The 14,162-nt window shown below is 66.7% G+C and carries 11 protein-coding genes; 2 read left to right on the top strand and 9 right to left on the bottom strand.

The window, feature by feature from the left end; genetic code table 11:
- From dprA to PV375_RS00360, 3 genes are all read right to left on the bottom strand, one after another.
- The gene (dprA, locus tag PV375_RS00370; protein ID WP_332105657.1) at positions 1 to 1,458 is read right to left on the bottom strand and encodes a DNA-processing protein DprA; all 1,458 of its coding nucleotides are present in this window, start codon (positions 1,456 to 1,458) and stop codon (positions 1 to 3) included.
- A gap of 95 nt (positions 1,459 to 1,553) precedes the next feature.
- Positions 1,554 to 3,113, bottom strand: coding sequence for a YifB family Mg chelatase-like AAA ATPase (locus tag PV375_RS00365; protein WP_332105656.1), 1,560 nt, complete (start codon positions 3,111 to 3,113; stop codon positions 1,554 to 1,556).
- The gene (locus tag PV375_RS00360) at positions 3,113 to 3,478 is read right to left on the bottom strand and encodes a YraN family protein (RefSeq protein ID WP_332105655.1); all 366 of its coding nucleotides are present in this window, start codon (positions 3,476 to 3,478) and stop codon (positions 3,113 to 3,115) included. Before PV375_RS00360 ends, PV375_RS00365 begins: the two co-directional genes overlap by 1 nt.
- A gap of 125 nt (positions 3,479 to 3,603) precedes the next feature.
- On the opposite strand from PV375_RS00360, the gene PV375_RS00355 reads away from it, so the two are divergent.
- Positions 3,604 to 4,263, top strand: a complete 660-nt coding sequence (locus tag PV375_RS00355; protein ID WP_332105654.1) for a sodium/glutamate symporter — start codon at positions 3,604 to 3,606, stop codon at positions 4,261 to 4,263.
- A 128-nt stretch (positions 4,264 to 4,391) separates the two neighbouring features.
- Here PV375_RS00355 and PV375_RS00350 read toward each other — a convergent pair whose 3' ends face one another.
- On the bottom strand, positions 4,392 to 6,128 hold the full coding sequence (locus PV375_RS00350) for an ABC transporter ATP-binding protein (protein ID WP_332105653.1): 1,737 nt from the start codon (positions 6,126 to 6,128) through the stop codon (positions 4,392 to 4,394).
- Positions 6,125 to 8,740 (bottom strand): ABC transporter ATP-binding protein/permease, encoded by a 2,616-nt coding sequence (locus PV375_RS00345; RefSeq protein WP_332105652.1) that lies wholly within the window; start codon positions 8,738 to 8,740, stop codon positions 6,125 to 6,127. Before PV375_RS00345 ends, PV375_RS00350 begins: the two co-directional genes overlap by 4 nt.
- Positions 8,741 to 9,035: 295 nt before the next feature.
- Here PV375_RS00345 and PV375_RS00340 point away from each other — a divergent pair, with 295 nt between their 5' ends.
- Positions 9,036 to 10,676 carry a thiamine pyrophosphate-binding protein gene (locus tag PV375_RS00340; RefSeq protein WP_332105651.1) on the top strand — a complete coding sequence of 547 codons (1,641 nt, stop codon included), beginning with the start codon at positions 9,036 to 9,038 and terminating at the stop codon, positions 10,674 to 10,676.
- Positions 10,677 to 10,694: 18 nt separating this feature from the next.
- Here PV375_RS00340 and PV375_RS00335 read toward each other — a convergent pair whose 3' ends face one another.
- From PV375_RS00335 to PV375_RS10510, 4 genes are all read right to left on the bottom strand, one after another.
- Positions 10,695 to 11,018 carry a DUF2469 family protein gene (locus PV375_RS00335; protein ID WP_332105650.1) on the bottom strand — a complete coding sequence of 108 codons (324 nt, stop codon included), beginning with the start codon at positions 11,016 to 11,018 and terminating at the stop codon, positions 10,695 to 10,697.
- Positions 11,019 to 11,029: 11 nt separating this feature from the next.
- Positions 11,030 to 11,701 carry an ABC transporter ATP-binding protein gene (locus PV375_RS00330; protein ID WP_332105649.1) on the bottom strand — a complete coding sequence of 224 codons (672 nt, stop codon included), beginning with the start codon at positions 11,699 to 11,701 and terminating at the stop codon, positions 11,030 to 11,032.
- 13 nt (positions 11,702 to 11,714) lie between these two features.
- On the bottom strand, positions 11,715 to 13,655 hold the full coding sequence (locus PV375_RS00325; RefSeq protein WP_332105648.1) for a hypothetical protein: 1,941 nt from the start codon (positions 13,653 to 13,655) through the stop codon (positions 11,715 to 11,717).
- 71 nt (positions 13,656 to 13,726) lie between these two features.
- Positions 13,727 to 13,990 carry a lactococcin 972 family bacteriocin gene (locus PV375_RS10510; RefSeq protein ID WP_442903913.1) on the bottom strand — a complete coding sequence of 88 codons (264 nt, stop codon included), beginning with the start codon at positions 13,988 to 13,990 and terminating at the stop codon, positions 13,727 to 13,729.
- Positions 13,991 to 14,162 lie beyond the last annotated feature (172 nt).

Genomic DNA, 14,162 nt, shown 5'->3' with positions numbered 1-14,162 from the left:
CTATGCCCCGCGGCGCCAACCACCCGCATCCGCCACCGCGAACCCGTGCAGCTCCAGCTCGGTGAGCGCGGCACGCACCTCGACCATCGACATCCCCGCGTGCTCCGCTAGCTCCTCGGGAAGCCGCGCGCCCCGCACCCGCAGCGCATCGTGCATCCGCCGCGCCCCGACGCTCAACTGCCGCAGCTTGTCGCCGCCGGCACGGTCTGGCCGCAGCGCATCCGGAATCTCAAGATCCAGCTGTGGTGCCGCAAAATCAATGCCCTCCGATTCGCGCCACAGCTGCACGATGTCGTCGCTATCGGTAACCAGCCGCGCGAGTTCATCCTGGATCAGCCGGTGGCAGCCCACCGACGCCGCCGAGTGCACGAGACCCGGCACCGCGCCAACCTTGCGACCGATCTGCAGCGCGCCGTTCGCGGTATGGAGCGCACCCGAACGCGCACCGGCCTCGACCACCACCGTCACCTGCGTGAGCGCCGCGATGATCCGATTGCGCTGAATGAATCGCCAGCGTTCGGGTGCCTGCCCAACGACCAATTCCGACACCAGCGCGCCCCGCGCAATGATCTGCTCGAACAGCCCGCGGTTCGCCGCCGGATACAGCCGGTCGACCCCGCCGGCGAGCACCGCCACGGTGGGCGCCTCGCTCGCAAGCGCCGTGCGATGTGCTGCCGCGTCGATGCCATACGCCCCACCCGAAACGATCGTGAAGCCGCGATCACTCAGCCCCGCGGCAAGATCGGCGGTGGTCGTGGTGCCATAGGTCGAGGCCGCCCGCGCACCCACCAGCGCGACGCTTTTGGCGCATCCTCGCAGCGCTTCGAGATCGCCACGCACCCACAGCACATGAGGACTGCTCTCGCCGAGCGCATCCAGGCCCGCGGGCCACTGCGGATCATCGGGCACGAGCAACCGTACCCCCAGCTGCGCCGCATTGTGGCAGGCACTGACCATGCGCTCGTGCCGCAGCCGCGGCCGCCACCGTGCAAACGCCGCGCCCCAGGCCTGATACTCATCGAGGTGGTGCTGCTCAATCAGCCGGTAGAGCTGCTCCTCTTTACCTGCGAACAGCGCGTACACCGTTTCGGGCCCAAACTGCGCGACCAGGGCGCCGGCAGCAGCGTCACCGGGTTCGCAGATGCCCGACCAGCAGATATAGGCGGCCAGCCGCGCCGCATCCGCCTCGGGGAGGTCGCGGCGCAGGGCCGCGAGATAGGGATGCAGCGCCGCAACAAGCTCGGGATCGGGCGCCAGCAGCTGCGTCAGCTCGGCACCGGCCGAGTCGGCCTCGGATTCGTTCGGTTCGGGATGCACGGACCCTGCTGCGGTCGAGCCGGTCACGACATCAATCGGTACAGGCTCAGCTGGCGCAGGCTCGATCGCAGCGGGCTCAGTCGCAGCGAGCTCGAACTTGTCAGTATCGGTCAGTGCACTAGTGGTTGGTTCGACGGTCATCGTGCTCCTCGGGGTCAAAAAGCTCTGGATCAAAAAGCTCGGTATGAGAAGAAGGGGTCGGGATGCGCGGCTGCGGCACCGGCAGGATGCGCGGCTCAGTTGCGCGTCGAGGTGCGAAACCACAGCGCCTCGGTGATGTGGTCGTGGATGGGGCGATCGGCGCCGGCAAGATCGGCGATGGTCCAGGCGGTGCGCTGCACGCGCGTGTATCCCCGCATGGTGATCAGGCCTCGCTCGAGCGCCTGATCGAGTGGCTGCGCGGCTCCCGGTTCGGGGCGCAGTTCGGGCCGGCGCAGCGAGGCGGCATCCACCTCGGCGTTCACCGCGAACCCGAGCGGCGCCAGCCGCAACCGCGCCCGCTCGCGCGCCTCGAGCACCTGCGCCGCCGCATCCGCCGTCGATAGTGCGCCCCGCTCACCGCTGGCAGTCAGCCGCATCGCCGCCACGCTCGGCGCCACCACTCGCACCTGCAGATCGATGCGATCGAGCAGCGGCCCGCTGAGCCGACGCAGATATCGGTGCCGCACGCTCGGCGCGCAGCTGCACTCGGCGCCCGGCACATCCGCATTGCCGCAGGGGCACGGGTTCGCCGCCAGCACCAACTGCGGGTTCGCGGGATAGGTGGCGCTCGTGCGCGCCCGGTGGATGGTGATCTCGCCCGATTCGAGCGGCTGCCGCAGCGCATCGAGCACCGTGCGCGCGAACTCGGGCGCCTCATCCAGAAAGAGCACGCCGTGCGAGGCCAGTGAGATCGCACCCGGATTGATGCGGTTGCCGCTGCCGCCACCCACGAGCGCCACCTGGGTGGCGCTGTGATGCGGCGCCTGAAACGGCGGCGTGCGGTTGAGCTCATTGCCGATCGGGATGCCGCACAGCGATTGCAGCGCTGCCACCGTCACCGCGGCCTCGACGTCGAGCTGCGGCAGGATGCCCGGCAGCCGTTCGGCGAGCATCGTTTTGCCGCTTCCCGGCGGGCCGATCATGCTCAGGTGGTGGCGGCCGGCGGCGGCGATCACGAGTGCCCGCACCGCATCCTCCATCCCGAGCACATCGGCGAGATCGGGCACAGCCGCGCCCGTCACCGCACCGGCGCCGGCGACCGCGAGCGCGGGCCGCTCGGGAGGCGCGGCCTTGATTTCGCCGCCATAGTGACTCGCGAGCTCGTGGAGCGAGCTGACCGCTACGATGCGGATGCCGCTGACGAGTTCGGCTTCGGATGCACAGGCTCGCGGTACGACGGCGGTTGCGTATCCGGCATCGCGCGCGGCGGCCACCGCTGGCAGCACACCCCGCACCGGCAACACCGCGCCATCGAGCCCGAGCTCACCGATATGCACCGCCTGCGAGGGTGCCGCGGCGTTGATCACTCCGCTGACCGCGAGCAGCGAGACGGCCATCGCGAGGTCGAAGCCGGCGCCGTGTTTGGGGAGGTCGACCGGCGAGAGGTTGAGCGTGATGCGGTGCGGCGGCAGATTCTTGCCGAGCGAACCGAAAGCGGCGCGGATGCGGTCGGCTGACTCGCCGATCGCCGCATCCGGTAGCCCGACGACGATCACTCGCGGCAGCCCCGAGAGCACGACCGCCTGCACCTCGATGGGTTGGCCACCGAGCCCCTGGAGTGCCATCGCCCAGGTGCGAACCGGTACGCCGAGCATCAGTTGTTCGTTCCGACGCCGACGATGTGCCGCAGCTGCGGTTCGGCACCCGGTGGCAGCAGCACCCCGATGGCGTCGAGACGCAGCATGCCCGAGAACTCGGGATGTTCAGCGCGCCAGGCGAGCGCGAGGTCGCGCATCCGCAGCAGTTTTTCGGGGGTGAGCGTTTCGAGCGGATGCCCGAAACCACTACCGCTGCGAGTGCGCACCTCGACGCAGACGAGGTAGCGGGCGTCGCGCGCGACGATGTCGATTTCGCCGGCGCGACAGCGCCAGTTGCGGTCGAGGATCTCGTAGTCGGCCTGTTCGAGATAGGTGAGCGCCAGGTCTTCGCCGCGGCGACCGAGGGCGATGCGTTGGTTCATGACACCTCCTGTGTGGATGTGCCAGTACTGTGGCGCAAGTTCGTTCGGCTTGGCTGCGGCGGGGAGGTCTCTGTGGAGCAATCGGTTTCCACAGGGTGCCCGGGCTACGGGATGCGCCCCACAGGATGCGGGCGAGAGGCAAGCCGAGACGCACATCACCCCACCACGACCAAATTCTTCTCAGCAAACGAGAATCAGCCGAACCCGAGCGCGGTGCCTTCTATCGGCCGCTGCTCAATGCGTTTGTGACCATCGGCGTCATCATGGTGTTCGGCACGCTGCTGGGTGAGTGGTTCAGCGACACCACCGGCTTCTCGCTGCCGGGCTATGTGGGCGCGATGGTCGTGGCGGTGGTGTTCCGCAATATCAACGATCACGTCAAACTGGTCGACCTCGACGATGCCGCAGTGGGGCTGATCTCGAAGTTCACGCTCGGTTTCTTCTTGACGATGGCGATGATGAGCCTGCAGATCTGGGACCTCGCCGCCCTCGCACTGCCGCTGCTGGCCCTGCTGGCGGTGCAGGTGATCTTCATCATTCTGTTCACCCTGTTCGTGGTCTTCCCGCTGCTGGGCCGCAACTACGATGCCGCCACGATGGTGGCCGGGATGCTCGGCCATGGTCTCGGGGGTACGCCAAATGCGATGGCAAATATGGATGCACTCAATCAGCGATTCGAGGTGCGTTCTGAACGTGCGTTCCTGATCGTGCCGCTGGCGGGTGCGGTGCTAATCGACATCGTGGCGCTGCCGTGGATCGTGTTCTGTATGAACTGGGGTCGGTAACACGCACTCAGTACCGCTATGCGCCGGTCGCGCGCCAGTGAGTTCAGCGGAAGATTTGGGGGTCAGGATGCGTTATCCGCAATCCTGACCCCCAAATCTTCCGTGCAGCTCATCCCCAAGCAGAGAAACTAGCGCCCACGACCAAGCCGCCACCCAGTTGCCGCTTCTTGGTGCTGCCAGAACGCTGCGAAGCGGCCGCCCGCCTGGGCCAGCTCGGCAGGTGCGCCATCTTCCACCACTCGACCGCCGTCCAGCACAATCACTCGATCGACGTGCTTCAGGCTGCTGAGCCGGTGGGTCACGATGACACTCGTTTGGGATCGTTCGTCTTCGGCGAAGGCATCGTTGATCGCGGCTTCGTTGTCGTTGTCGAGTGCACTGGTTGCCTCATCAATCAACAGCACTGGCGCGGGTTTCAGCAGCGCCCGCGCAATCGATACGCGCTGTCGTTCGCCGCCAGACAGCGCGGTGCCGCCCTCGCCGACGCGCCCAGTTTGGGTCTCCACGCGGTCGGCGAGCAATCCGTCAATTCGGGCCGCTCGCGCAGCTAGCGCCACCCGAGCATCATCCGCGTCGGGGTCGCCGGCGAGGACGTTCTCGCGGATGGTGCCGTCAAACAGGTACGGCTGCTGGAACACGACGCTAACCAGTTCCCGCTTCGATTCCGCGTCGAGATCGCTTACGGCGACTCCGTCGAAGAACACGTTGCCACTTGTTGGTTGCTTTAGCCCGGCGATCACCGAAAGCAGCGTGCTTTTCCCCGATCCTGAAGGTCCGATAATGGCGGTGGTTGTGCCAGCCTCGAACTGCAGGTTGATGTCGCTGAGCACCGGCTGATCGGCGTTGACGCTGACACTCACATCGCGCAGTTCGATCGTGGGAGCTTGCTGATACGGATGCGTCAACTGTCCGGTTTCGGCAACTGGCGCCTCGAACACCGAGTGAATCTGCTGCAGAGTGTTCGACACCGTTTCCACGCCTGACGACAGCTCCGCGAGCACCGTGAAGGGTTCGAGGTAGCGCACAATCACCACGATCATCACGATGGCTTCCGCCGGTGCTAGCTGGCCATGGATCGCCAGCACTACCGCGGTGCCTGCCAGCAAAATCAGCGCGAGTTGGCTGGCGACACCGAACACGATTTGGCCGGGAAGCTGGAACACAAGCTGCCGGAGCATGGAGCGGCGCTGCGCCGCGAGCGCCTGCCCGGCGCGCCCCTGTTCGGCGTCGACGCGACGTGCCGAGCGCAGTACCGGCTGCGTTCGCGCGAATTCGATGATGCGTTCTGAGAGCGTGGTGTTGGCTTCGACGGCCACCGCATCCGACCGTTCGCCGAGTCTGCGCGCTGCAACGAACGCTCCCAGCAGTAGTGGTACGCCGGCGAGCGCCGCTAGCCCGAGCTGCCATTTCACGAACAACAGCGCGAGCGCGATCATGAACGGCATGATGACGGCGCTGATGAATGGGCCAATAAAATAGAGGACGAGTCCCACAAGCGTGGGGCCGGTGGCAGCGATTGCTTGTCGTGCCGTGGCCGTGTTGGTGGCGGTGAACCAGTCGAGTTCCACCGCTGCCAAGCGCTTCGAGACGGTCTCCTGACCGGTGTCGAGCAACGCAAACCCAGTGTCGAGGCCGATGCGCGAGGCGAAGGTGGCAATCACGAACTCGCCGCCGATTACCAGCAGCAGCATTCCCACCCACGGCCAGGCTGTGGCGGGGTCGTTACCGAGCAGCGACCCCAATACGGGGATGAGCAGTACCACCGCGAGCGCACGCATGATGACGCTCAGTAGCGTAAGGCCAATAAACGCGAAAAATACTCGGCGTTGATCGAGCGGGATGAGTGCGAATAGTGTGCGGATCATTGCCGGCTACCTTCCACGATTGCGCCTGTTGTGGTGCCGCCGGCGAGCCATAGCCGGTGATAGTGTCCTCGCAGCGCGAGCAGTTCGTCGTGGGTGCCGGTTTCGACGATTTGTCCGTCGTCCATCACCACAATCTGGTCGACCCCGGCAATTGTGTGCAGCCGGTGTGCGATCACCAGCACGGTACGGTCGGCCGTGAGTTCGTCGATCGCCGCTTGCACCAGATGTTCCGATTCTGGATCGGCAAACGATGTGGCTTCGTCAAGCACCAGCACCTCGGTGTCGGCGAGGATGACGCGAGCAATCGTTACGCGCTGCTGTTCGCCGCCAGAGAGCGATACTTGTTCGCGGTTGCGGGTGGCGTAGCCGTCGGGTAGCGCGCTGATGCGGTCGTGAATCTGTGCCGCCCGGGCGGCCGACTCGATCTGCTCGTCGCTTGCTTCCGGCACCGCGAGTGCTATGTTCTCGCGCAGGGTGCCGTCAACGAGCTGCACATCCTGCAGCACGAAGCCGATTCGTTGGTACAGCTCGTCGGGTGAGAGCCGGCGCAGGTCGCGACCGCCGACAGTGATACTGCCGGTGTCGACATCGTAGAAGCGCGCCAATAGCGCGGCCAGTGTCGACTTACCCGACCCGGACGACCCAACCAGCGCCGTCACTGTCCCCGGTTCGAGTGTGAGTGACACATTCTTGATCACCGGCAACCCGGGGAGGTATCCGAACGTGACGTCGTCGAACACCACTCGGCCGGGGGTGTCGGCAGCTTCGCTTTCGAGCGCTGGCTGGGTGTCGAGTTCGGTTTCTTCGAGCGTGGTGTTGATGTGGCGGGCGGCAAGCAAACCGGTGCGCAGATCGCTCAATCCGTATCCGATGCCGAGCAGTCGGGTTCCGAAGGTCGGGGCGAGAATCAGGAACGGCAGGATCGCGAGCGGCTCCATGACACCGATGCTGATGAATAGGGCGCCAAAGACCACGGTCAGCAGCAAAAACGTTGTGGGCTGAGTGACCAGGTCGAGGAAGGTGCGGTATTTCGCGAGCGGTCGCTGCCAGTCGGAGAGGAACGTAATGTATTCGTGCAACCGTTTCTGGAAGTGTGATGCGGTGGCACCACCGAACACTCGGATGACGGGCTGACCCTCGAGATAGGAGTTGGCGGCGGTGTTCATCCGTTCTACCCAGCGCATCGATTCGGCAGCCTTCGGCCCCGATTGCACGACCATCACCGCCATCACTGCCAGATAGGCGACGACCGGCAACAGCAGCAGCAGTGCCAGCCGCCAATCAACAATAAAGAGGTAGATGAATACGGCGATGGGTGCGGTGATGGCGGCTGCCGCATCGGGTACTGCGTGGGTCACCAGGTAGTGCATTGCGAGCGTATCGTCTTGCACAATCTGCTTGACCTGGCCCGACCCTCGGGCGGTGAACCAGCCAAGTGGCAGGCGCGCGAGTTTGTCGAGCAGGCGCCGGCGCAGCGTGTAGCCGTATCGCGCATCAACCCAGTGCAGCCAGGTGGTGAGCGCGAGGTTGAGAAATACGCCGGCCCCCAGCAGCGCTGCGGCCCAGATACCGAGTGTGATGAGGGTGTCTGTGGATGCACCAATGAGCAGTTGCCGAGCCAGTTCGGTGATGAGAACAAAGGGCGCGAGCTCAATGAGCGTCACCAGCACCTGAATGATGGCGGCGGCGATGATGGTGGGTTTGAGGGGTGCCAGCAGCTTTCGGCCGCCTGTGGAGTGCCAATTACCGCGGGGTGCGACGGCTGTCGTGGCCGGCTCGGGTGTCGGTGTCGGCTCTGGCATCGGAGCCGATTCGGGAGTTGCGGCCGCAGCGGTTTTGGTGTCGAGCGGCATCGGCTCAGCCTTGGCACGGTTTTTACCGAATGCGCGCCCCCAGTACCAATACGCCTGAGCAGTGATCTCTTGTTTTGGGAAGCCGAAATCGTCCCGCAGCCGAGTGCGCAGGTGCTTGAGGCTGCCTGATTCGGTGGCCACCCAGGCTGCCCAGTTCGACCAGTCACGAGCTGCAATCGAGTTGGCGAGTGACGCTTCATCGGCGCGCTGCACCCAGTGAATCTCCGCGCGTGGATGCTGCGACAGGGGGATGTCGCGGTCGGTTTCGCGGGCTTGTTCCAGGTACACCTCGGCGGGAAGTTGCGGCGGCAGCTCGTTGAGGATGGCGTTGATGGCGGGGATGGATGCGGCGTCGCCGACGATGAGGTAGCCGGCGGGGAGTTCTTCGGGAATTGCGAACTCTTTTGAGCCCAGAGAGGTGACTGGAATCGTCTGTCCCACTGTCGCTTGCTTTGCCCATGCCGAACCAGGGCCGGCTGGGATGTGCAGCAACACGTCAATCGCGAAGGTGCCGGTCGAGAGATCTGCCTCAATAACGGTGTAGGCGCGCTGCTGTTCCACATCCGGTTGCTCCGGATCGGGGAACCAGAATCGTAGATAGGCAGTGGGGCCAATGGCGGCGTCCTGCAGGAGGGTTTCGGAGACGAACCAGATGCGCAGAAAATCTTCCGTGAGATATTCCACGCGGGTCACAGTCGCTTCGTGGTCTGTGGCTCCGTAGGCTCGCATGAGCACCCCGGAGAAGCCGCGTTTCGCCATGCAGAGCTTTCTCTCTCTTTGGATTCCAGGCAGGTGGTTGTCTATTATTCGCTTGTCATGCGCAGCAGCGCCGAGCAGATCTGCGCATCCACAACACCCACCATTTGACTTAGATAAGGCTACCCTAACTCTCCACAGTGTGCGGGGATGCAGTATCCCCCAGAGCCCATGAGCTAGACCTGACAAACCGCATCCACCAAGCACACCTACACCCACATCCTGCACACTCATCAACGAGTTTCGACTACAGTCTGCACAGGAGGGTTCCGCAACGATGCGAAATTCAGGAGTCACTATGCCCACGGTTGCCGAACGTGTTGCCCAGGTGCTCGGGGCCCACGCCACCGAGGTGTTCGGCCTGCTAGGTAACGGCAACGCCTTCGTCGTCGACGCGCTGCTGCGTCTGACCGACGCCCGCTACACCGCCGTTAGGCACGAAACCGCCACCGTCGCATCCGCCGACGCCTATTGGCGCGCATCCGGCAAATTGGCAATCGCCACCACCACCTACGGCGCCGGATTCACCAACACCCTCACCTCGCTCGCCGAGGCCGCGATGGCACACTGCCCGATGATCGTGCTGGTAGGCGACGAACCCACCTCGGGCCGGCGCCCCTGGGATGTTGACCAGGTGGCACTCGCCCGCGCCTGCGGCGTCGAGACCATCACCGTCACGGCACAGACTCCCGGCGCCGACACGGTGCGTGCCCTCGAGCTCGCGCTCGGCGGCGGCACGCCGGTCGTGCTCGCGCTGCCCTACGACCTCCCCACCGCCAAAACCACTGAGCCCGAGTTCAATCCGCAGCTCAGCCTGCCCGAGCCCGCGCAACCGAGCGCCGAGGGCATCGAGAAGCTCGCGGCGCTGCTCGCCGGCGCCGCTCGCCCGGTGATTCTCGGCGGTGTCGGTGCGCGCGATGCCGGTAGTGAACTCGCCGAGCTCGCTGACCGGCTCGGCGCCATCACCGTCACCACCGCGCCCGCGCGAGGTCTTTTCGCCGGCCGCAAGCTCGATGCCGGCGTGTGCGGCGGGTTCTCGTCGCCGCGCACGGCTGATTATCTCGGCCAGGCCGATCTCGTGGTGGCCTTCGGCGCCGGGCTCAACCAGTTCACGATGGGCTTCGGCGGGCTTTTCCCGCAGGCGACGCTCGCGCAGGTCGGGATCGCCGAGTCGCCCACGCATCCGGCCGTCAGCGAGTATCTGCGCGCCGATGCCCGCGCGGCCGCCCTGTCGCTGCTGGACGCGATCGCTGGGCCGGAGCACGACACCTGGCCGGGTCTTGTCGCCGATGAGGTGGCTGACGCGCAGTTCGACCGCGGTGAGCGCCCCGAGCTTGCCGCCGATGGCCGCCTCGACCCGCGCGGGCTGATCAGTGCAATCGACGCGCAGCTGCCCGATAACCGCCTGGTGTGCACCGATGGCGGCCACTTCATCGGCTGGCCCAACACCCACCTGCGGGTGCCGAGCGTCGGCAGCATGGTGCTGGTGGGCACGCACTATCAGTCGATCGGGCTCGGCTTCCCCTCGGCGCCGGGCGCAGCGGTCGCCGCGGGTGAGAGGATGCTCGTGGTGCCGACCGGTGATGGCGGCGGGCTCATGGGGCTGGCCGATCTCGACTCGCTCGTGCGCAGTGCTCGCCGCGCCACCGTCGTCGTCTTCAACGACGCCGCCTACACCGCCGAGACCACGCAGTACGGCACGCTCGGGCTCGACCAGCGGCCGATGCGCATCGATGAGGTCGACTTCGCGCAGCTCGCACTGGGCGTGGGCGCGCACTCAACCGTGGTGCGACACCTGAGCGACCTCGACTCGTGGGCCGCCTGGTGCACCGCCGGTGGCGAGGGCACCTGGGTGCTCGACTGCCGCATCTCGGGCGAGGTGATCGCACCCTATCAGCGCGAGATCATGGCGAATCTGCGCCGTTCAGTGGGCAAATAGGCGCGGGGGCCAAGCGCCCTAGTCGTCGAGCGAGAGCTCCTTCGGCAGCTCAAAGTCGTGCACATTGAGTTCTTCGACATTGACGTCTTTAAAGGTGAGCACCCGCACCTGCTTCACAAAGCGGTTGGAGCGATAGATATCCCAAACCCACACATCCCGCATAGTGAGTTCGAAGTAGAAGTCGTTGGCGGCATCCTTGCGGGCTAGCTCAACATCGTTGGCGAGATAGAAGCGCCGCTCGGTTTCGACGACGTACTTAAACTGCTTGGCAACGTCGCGATACTCCTGGAAAAGCGCCAGTTCGAGCCCGCGCTCGTAGTCGTCGAATGTGTCCTCGTTCATAACACCCCAGTCTAGGCCGGGGCGTCGGACTCTGTGGCGTTCGCGCCCGAGGGCGTGAGGTCGACGATCTCGTCGCACCGGCGGGCGAGTTCGAGGTCGTGCGTCGCGACGACGACGGTGCGCGCCCGGTCGCCGGGCTGCAGCAGCAGCTCGGCGACCCGGGCGCGGTTCTCAGCGTCGAGCGAGGCGGTCGGCTCGTCGGCGAACACGTACTCGGCGTTCTTGAACAGCGCGCGGGCGATGCCGACCCGCTGCTGCTCGCCGCCCGAGAGCTGCGCCACCGGGCTCGCGACGCGCTCGCGCAGGCCGACTCGATCGAGCGCGTCGAGCACGGCGGGGTTCGTCGTGGCCCGGTGCTTCCGCAGCGGCGGGTCGCTGAGCATCACGTTGTAGCCGGCGGTCTCGTCGTCGATGAGCCCGTAGTTCTGCAGCACGAACGCGGCGCGCTCGCGCCAGAACCGCTGCCGACGCCGGTCGCTCGGGCGCTCGAGCCGCTCACCGTCGATCGTGAGATCGCCGGCCGTCGGCCGCAGGATGAGGCTGAGCACGTTGAGCAGCGTCGTCTTCCCCGAGCCGCTCGCACCGATGAGGGCGACCGACCGGCCGTCGGCGATGTCCAGGTCGAGTCCGCTGATGATGCGCCGTCCGGCGATCACGAGGTCGAGGTTCCGCACCGAGATCATGTGAGCCTCCCTGTCAGGTCCGTCGCTCGATCGCGTTCGCGACGAGCCGTCGATAGTCGAGCAGGTGCATCCGCACCGAGAGGGCCGCGCTGCCGAACCCGAGCGCGGCGGCGGCGCCGATGCCGATCGGACCGGCGCCGGTCGTCGCTGCGACGATCGTCGCAGCGATCGTGAGTACGCCGATCAGCGAGAGCTCCCAGGTGAGCCGCCCGCGGAAGGTGCGGGCGAACGGCACCCCGCTCAGCGCGAACGGCAGGAACCGTTCAGCGTGCGAGCGCACGTACGCGCTCGCGCTCACCCAGAGGCACTGCACGGCGGCGAGCACGAGCAGCACGAAGGCGATCACGCGGGAAGCAAGCAGCTGCTGCCGGTGCTGCAGGTCGAGTAGGCCTTGGTCGGCCACGGCGTCGACCGACAGCGCCCTGCCCTCGAGCCCGGCGCCGGCGAGCGCCTCGCGCATCGCGGTCTCGTCGTCGAAGATCACGCCGCCACGGGTGGTCGCCGCGAGCAGGAAGCTCGGCGAGAGCGCGCCGCCGGGGTCGTCGACGACGAGCAGCAGCGGCGCCTCGACGAACCGCATCGCGCCGAGGTAGGCGTTGCTCGCGATCGGGAGCGCACCGTCGCGCCAGGTCATCGCGGTGAATCGGGCGCCCGGATCGCCGCGCAGCGCCGGCGCGAGCGCGAGGTCGAGTGCGGGGGCGAGGCCGACGAGCGCCGGGTGGCCAGCAGGCACCGAGGCGAGCCGCGCATCGAGCTCGCCCGGCGTCGACGCCGTCGCGGTCTCGAGGTAGTGCCGGTTGACGACGAACGCGCCGCTGAAGCCCGTGATGGCCTCGCGGTAGGCGTCGAGCTCGTAGGCGAGCTGCACGCGGCCGCCCGCATCGGCGGCGGCGACCGCCCCCGCGAACGCGACGCCCGCAGCGTCGTCCTCGGGGGTGCCGGGCGTGGTACCGAAGTTGTTCACCGTGACGGCGTCGGCGAATCGATGCCAGACGGTCCCCTCGTCGCGGGCGGCGATCGCCGCGGCGAGGCCGTTCGTCGCGATGGGGACGAGCGCGATCGCTGCGGCGAGCGCGAGCACCTTCACGACCTCCGCAGCGCCGGTGACGTGCCGCACCGGGTTCCGCCGCTCGGCGATCGACACGACGCTCGGCCAGGTGAACAGCGTGATCGCGACGGCGATGATGAGCACGAGCGCCGCGAACGGCACGATGAGATGCGCGAGGCCGATCGCATAGGGCCCGATGTACTCGACCCCCGACCGCAGCGCCACGATGCCGACCGCCATCGCGGCGCCGACGAACCCGGGCACGAGCACCGCGCCGAGTGCGAGCAGCGCGTTCTCGGCCGCGATCCGCCCCGGACGCACGCCGCTGAGGAGCTTCTGCGTGTTCGCCCGCGCCTGCCGCGCCGACTCGGCGAGCAGGGCCACGGTCATCGCGAGCAGCAGTGCGAGCAGCGGCACCACCGACGAAGTCTTCGCCAGGGAGGAGAGCGTGAGTTCGAGCGGGGTGGGGAACTGCATCGGCGTAGCGCGGATGCCCGCCGCAGCCGCCCACGCGTCGACGGCGGCGAGGCTCGCCGGGTCGCCCCAGACCGCGTACGAGCCGGTCATCGGCGTCGTCGAGGCGGGATCGAACGGCCGCGCCGTCGCACCGAACTCGGGCGAGTACCACTTCGCCGTCGGCGGTGGGGCGCCGAAGTAGTAGGCGATCCGTTCGCCGCCGTCGCCGCGGCCGATCACCGCGATGGCGACGCCCGCCTCGGCGGCGGTGCGTGCGAGCCCCGGCGCGAGTTCGGCCTTCGGCTGCGATGCACTGCCCGCGTCGAGGGTGAACGCGGCGTCCGCGCTCATCGGCACCGCGCGCTCGGCGACGTCGAGTCGCACGCTCGCTGTCAGCGCCGCGATCACAACATACAGTGCCGCGATCGCCCGCAGCGCCCACGTCGTCATTTGACTTCTCCTTGGGGAATACAGCTGCGCTCGCCACCTCACGGCGGCGAGCGCAGCCGCTTGGTCAGGTGCTAGCAAACGCGGTAGTAGTACTCCCGGTTATCCCAGACACCCACCCACCCGAGGCCCGCATGAGCCGTGTATCCGCCGGCGGTATCGACGGAACGATCCCACCGATCTACGCCATGCTTCACGCTGGAACCGTGGCATCGAGAATCGTGGTAGTAGTCGGAGTTCATTGTTTGGGACACCGCGATGTAGCCGTAATCCCACCGACCACCCTCAGCGGGATACTCTGTCGTAGCGAAGGCGGCCGTCGCGCCACCGAGCACCATTGCTGCGGTCAAGACTGACCCGGACAAGAACCGGCGCATCGAAATCACTTCTCCTTTGACCGTCGAATCGAACACCTGAGGAAGATGCCATCGAGGTGGCCGCTCATCATTGCGCGTCGGAATGGCGATCTGCTCGCTGGAGACACTAGCCGGGCAGCCTGGTAATTCGCCG

The organism is Gulosibacter sp. GYB002, assembly GCF_036577665.1.
In the GTDB taxonomy this organism is placed as follows: Bacteria; Actinomycetota; Actinomycetes; order Actinomycetales; family Microbacteriaceae; genus Gulosibacter; species Gulosibacter hominis.
Note: the sequence above shows the minus strand (reverse complement) of the source record. Positions and strands in the feature narration are given on the sequence as shown.

Coding starts and splice junctions, on each gene's coding strand:
- dprA (WP_332105657.1), bottom strand. CDS start 1,458: ATGACCGTCGAACCAACCACTAGTGCACTGACCGATACTGACAAGTTC.
- PV375_RS00365 (WP_332105656.1), bottom strand. CDS start 3,113: ATGCTCGGCGTACCGGTTCGCACCTGGGCGATGGCACTCCAGGGGCTC.
- PV375_RS00360 (WP_332105655.1), bottom strand. CDS start 3,478: ATGAACCAACGCATCGCCCTCGGTCGCCGCGGCGAAGACCTGGCGCTC.
- PV375_RS00355 (WP_332105654.1), top strand. CDS start 3,604: ATGCGGGCGAGAGGCAAGCCGAGACGCACATCACCCCACCACGACCAA.
- PV375_RS00350 (WP_332105653.1), bottom strand. CDS start 6,128: ATGATCCGCACACTATTCGCACTCATCCCGCTCGATCAACGCCGAGTA.
- PV375_RS00345 (WP_332105652.1), bottom strand. CDS start 8,740: ATGGCGAAACGCGGCTTCTCCGGGGTGCTCATGCGAGCCTACGGAGCC.
- PV375_RS00340 (WP_332105651.1), top strand. CDS start 9,036: ATGCCCACGGTTGCCGAACGTGTTGCCCAGGTGCTCGGGGCCCACGCC.
- PV375_RS00335 (WP_332105650.1), bottom strand. CDS start 11,018: ATGAACGAGGACACATTCGACGACTACGAGCGCGGGCTCGAACTGGCG.
- PV375_RS00330 (WP_332105649.1), bottom strand. CDS start 11,701: ATGATCTCGGTGCGGAACCTCGACCTCGTGATCGCCGGACGGCGCATC.
- PV375_RS00325 (WP_332105648.1), bottom strand. CDS start 13,655: ATGACGACGTGGGCGCTGCGGGCGATCGCGGCACTGTATGTTGTGATC.
- PV375_RS10510 (WP_442903913.1), bottom strand. CDS start 13,990: ATGGTGCTCGGTGGCGCGACGGCCGCCTTCGCTACGACAGAGTATCCC.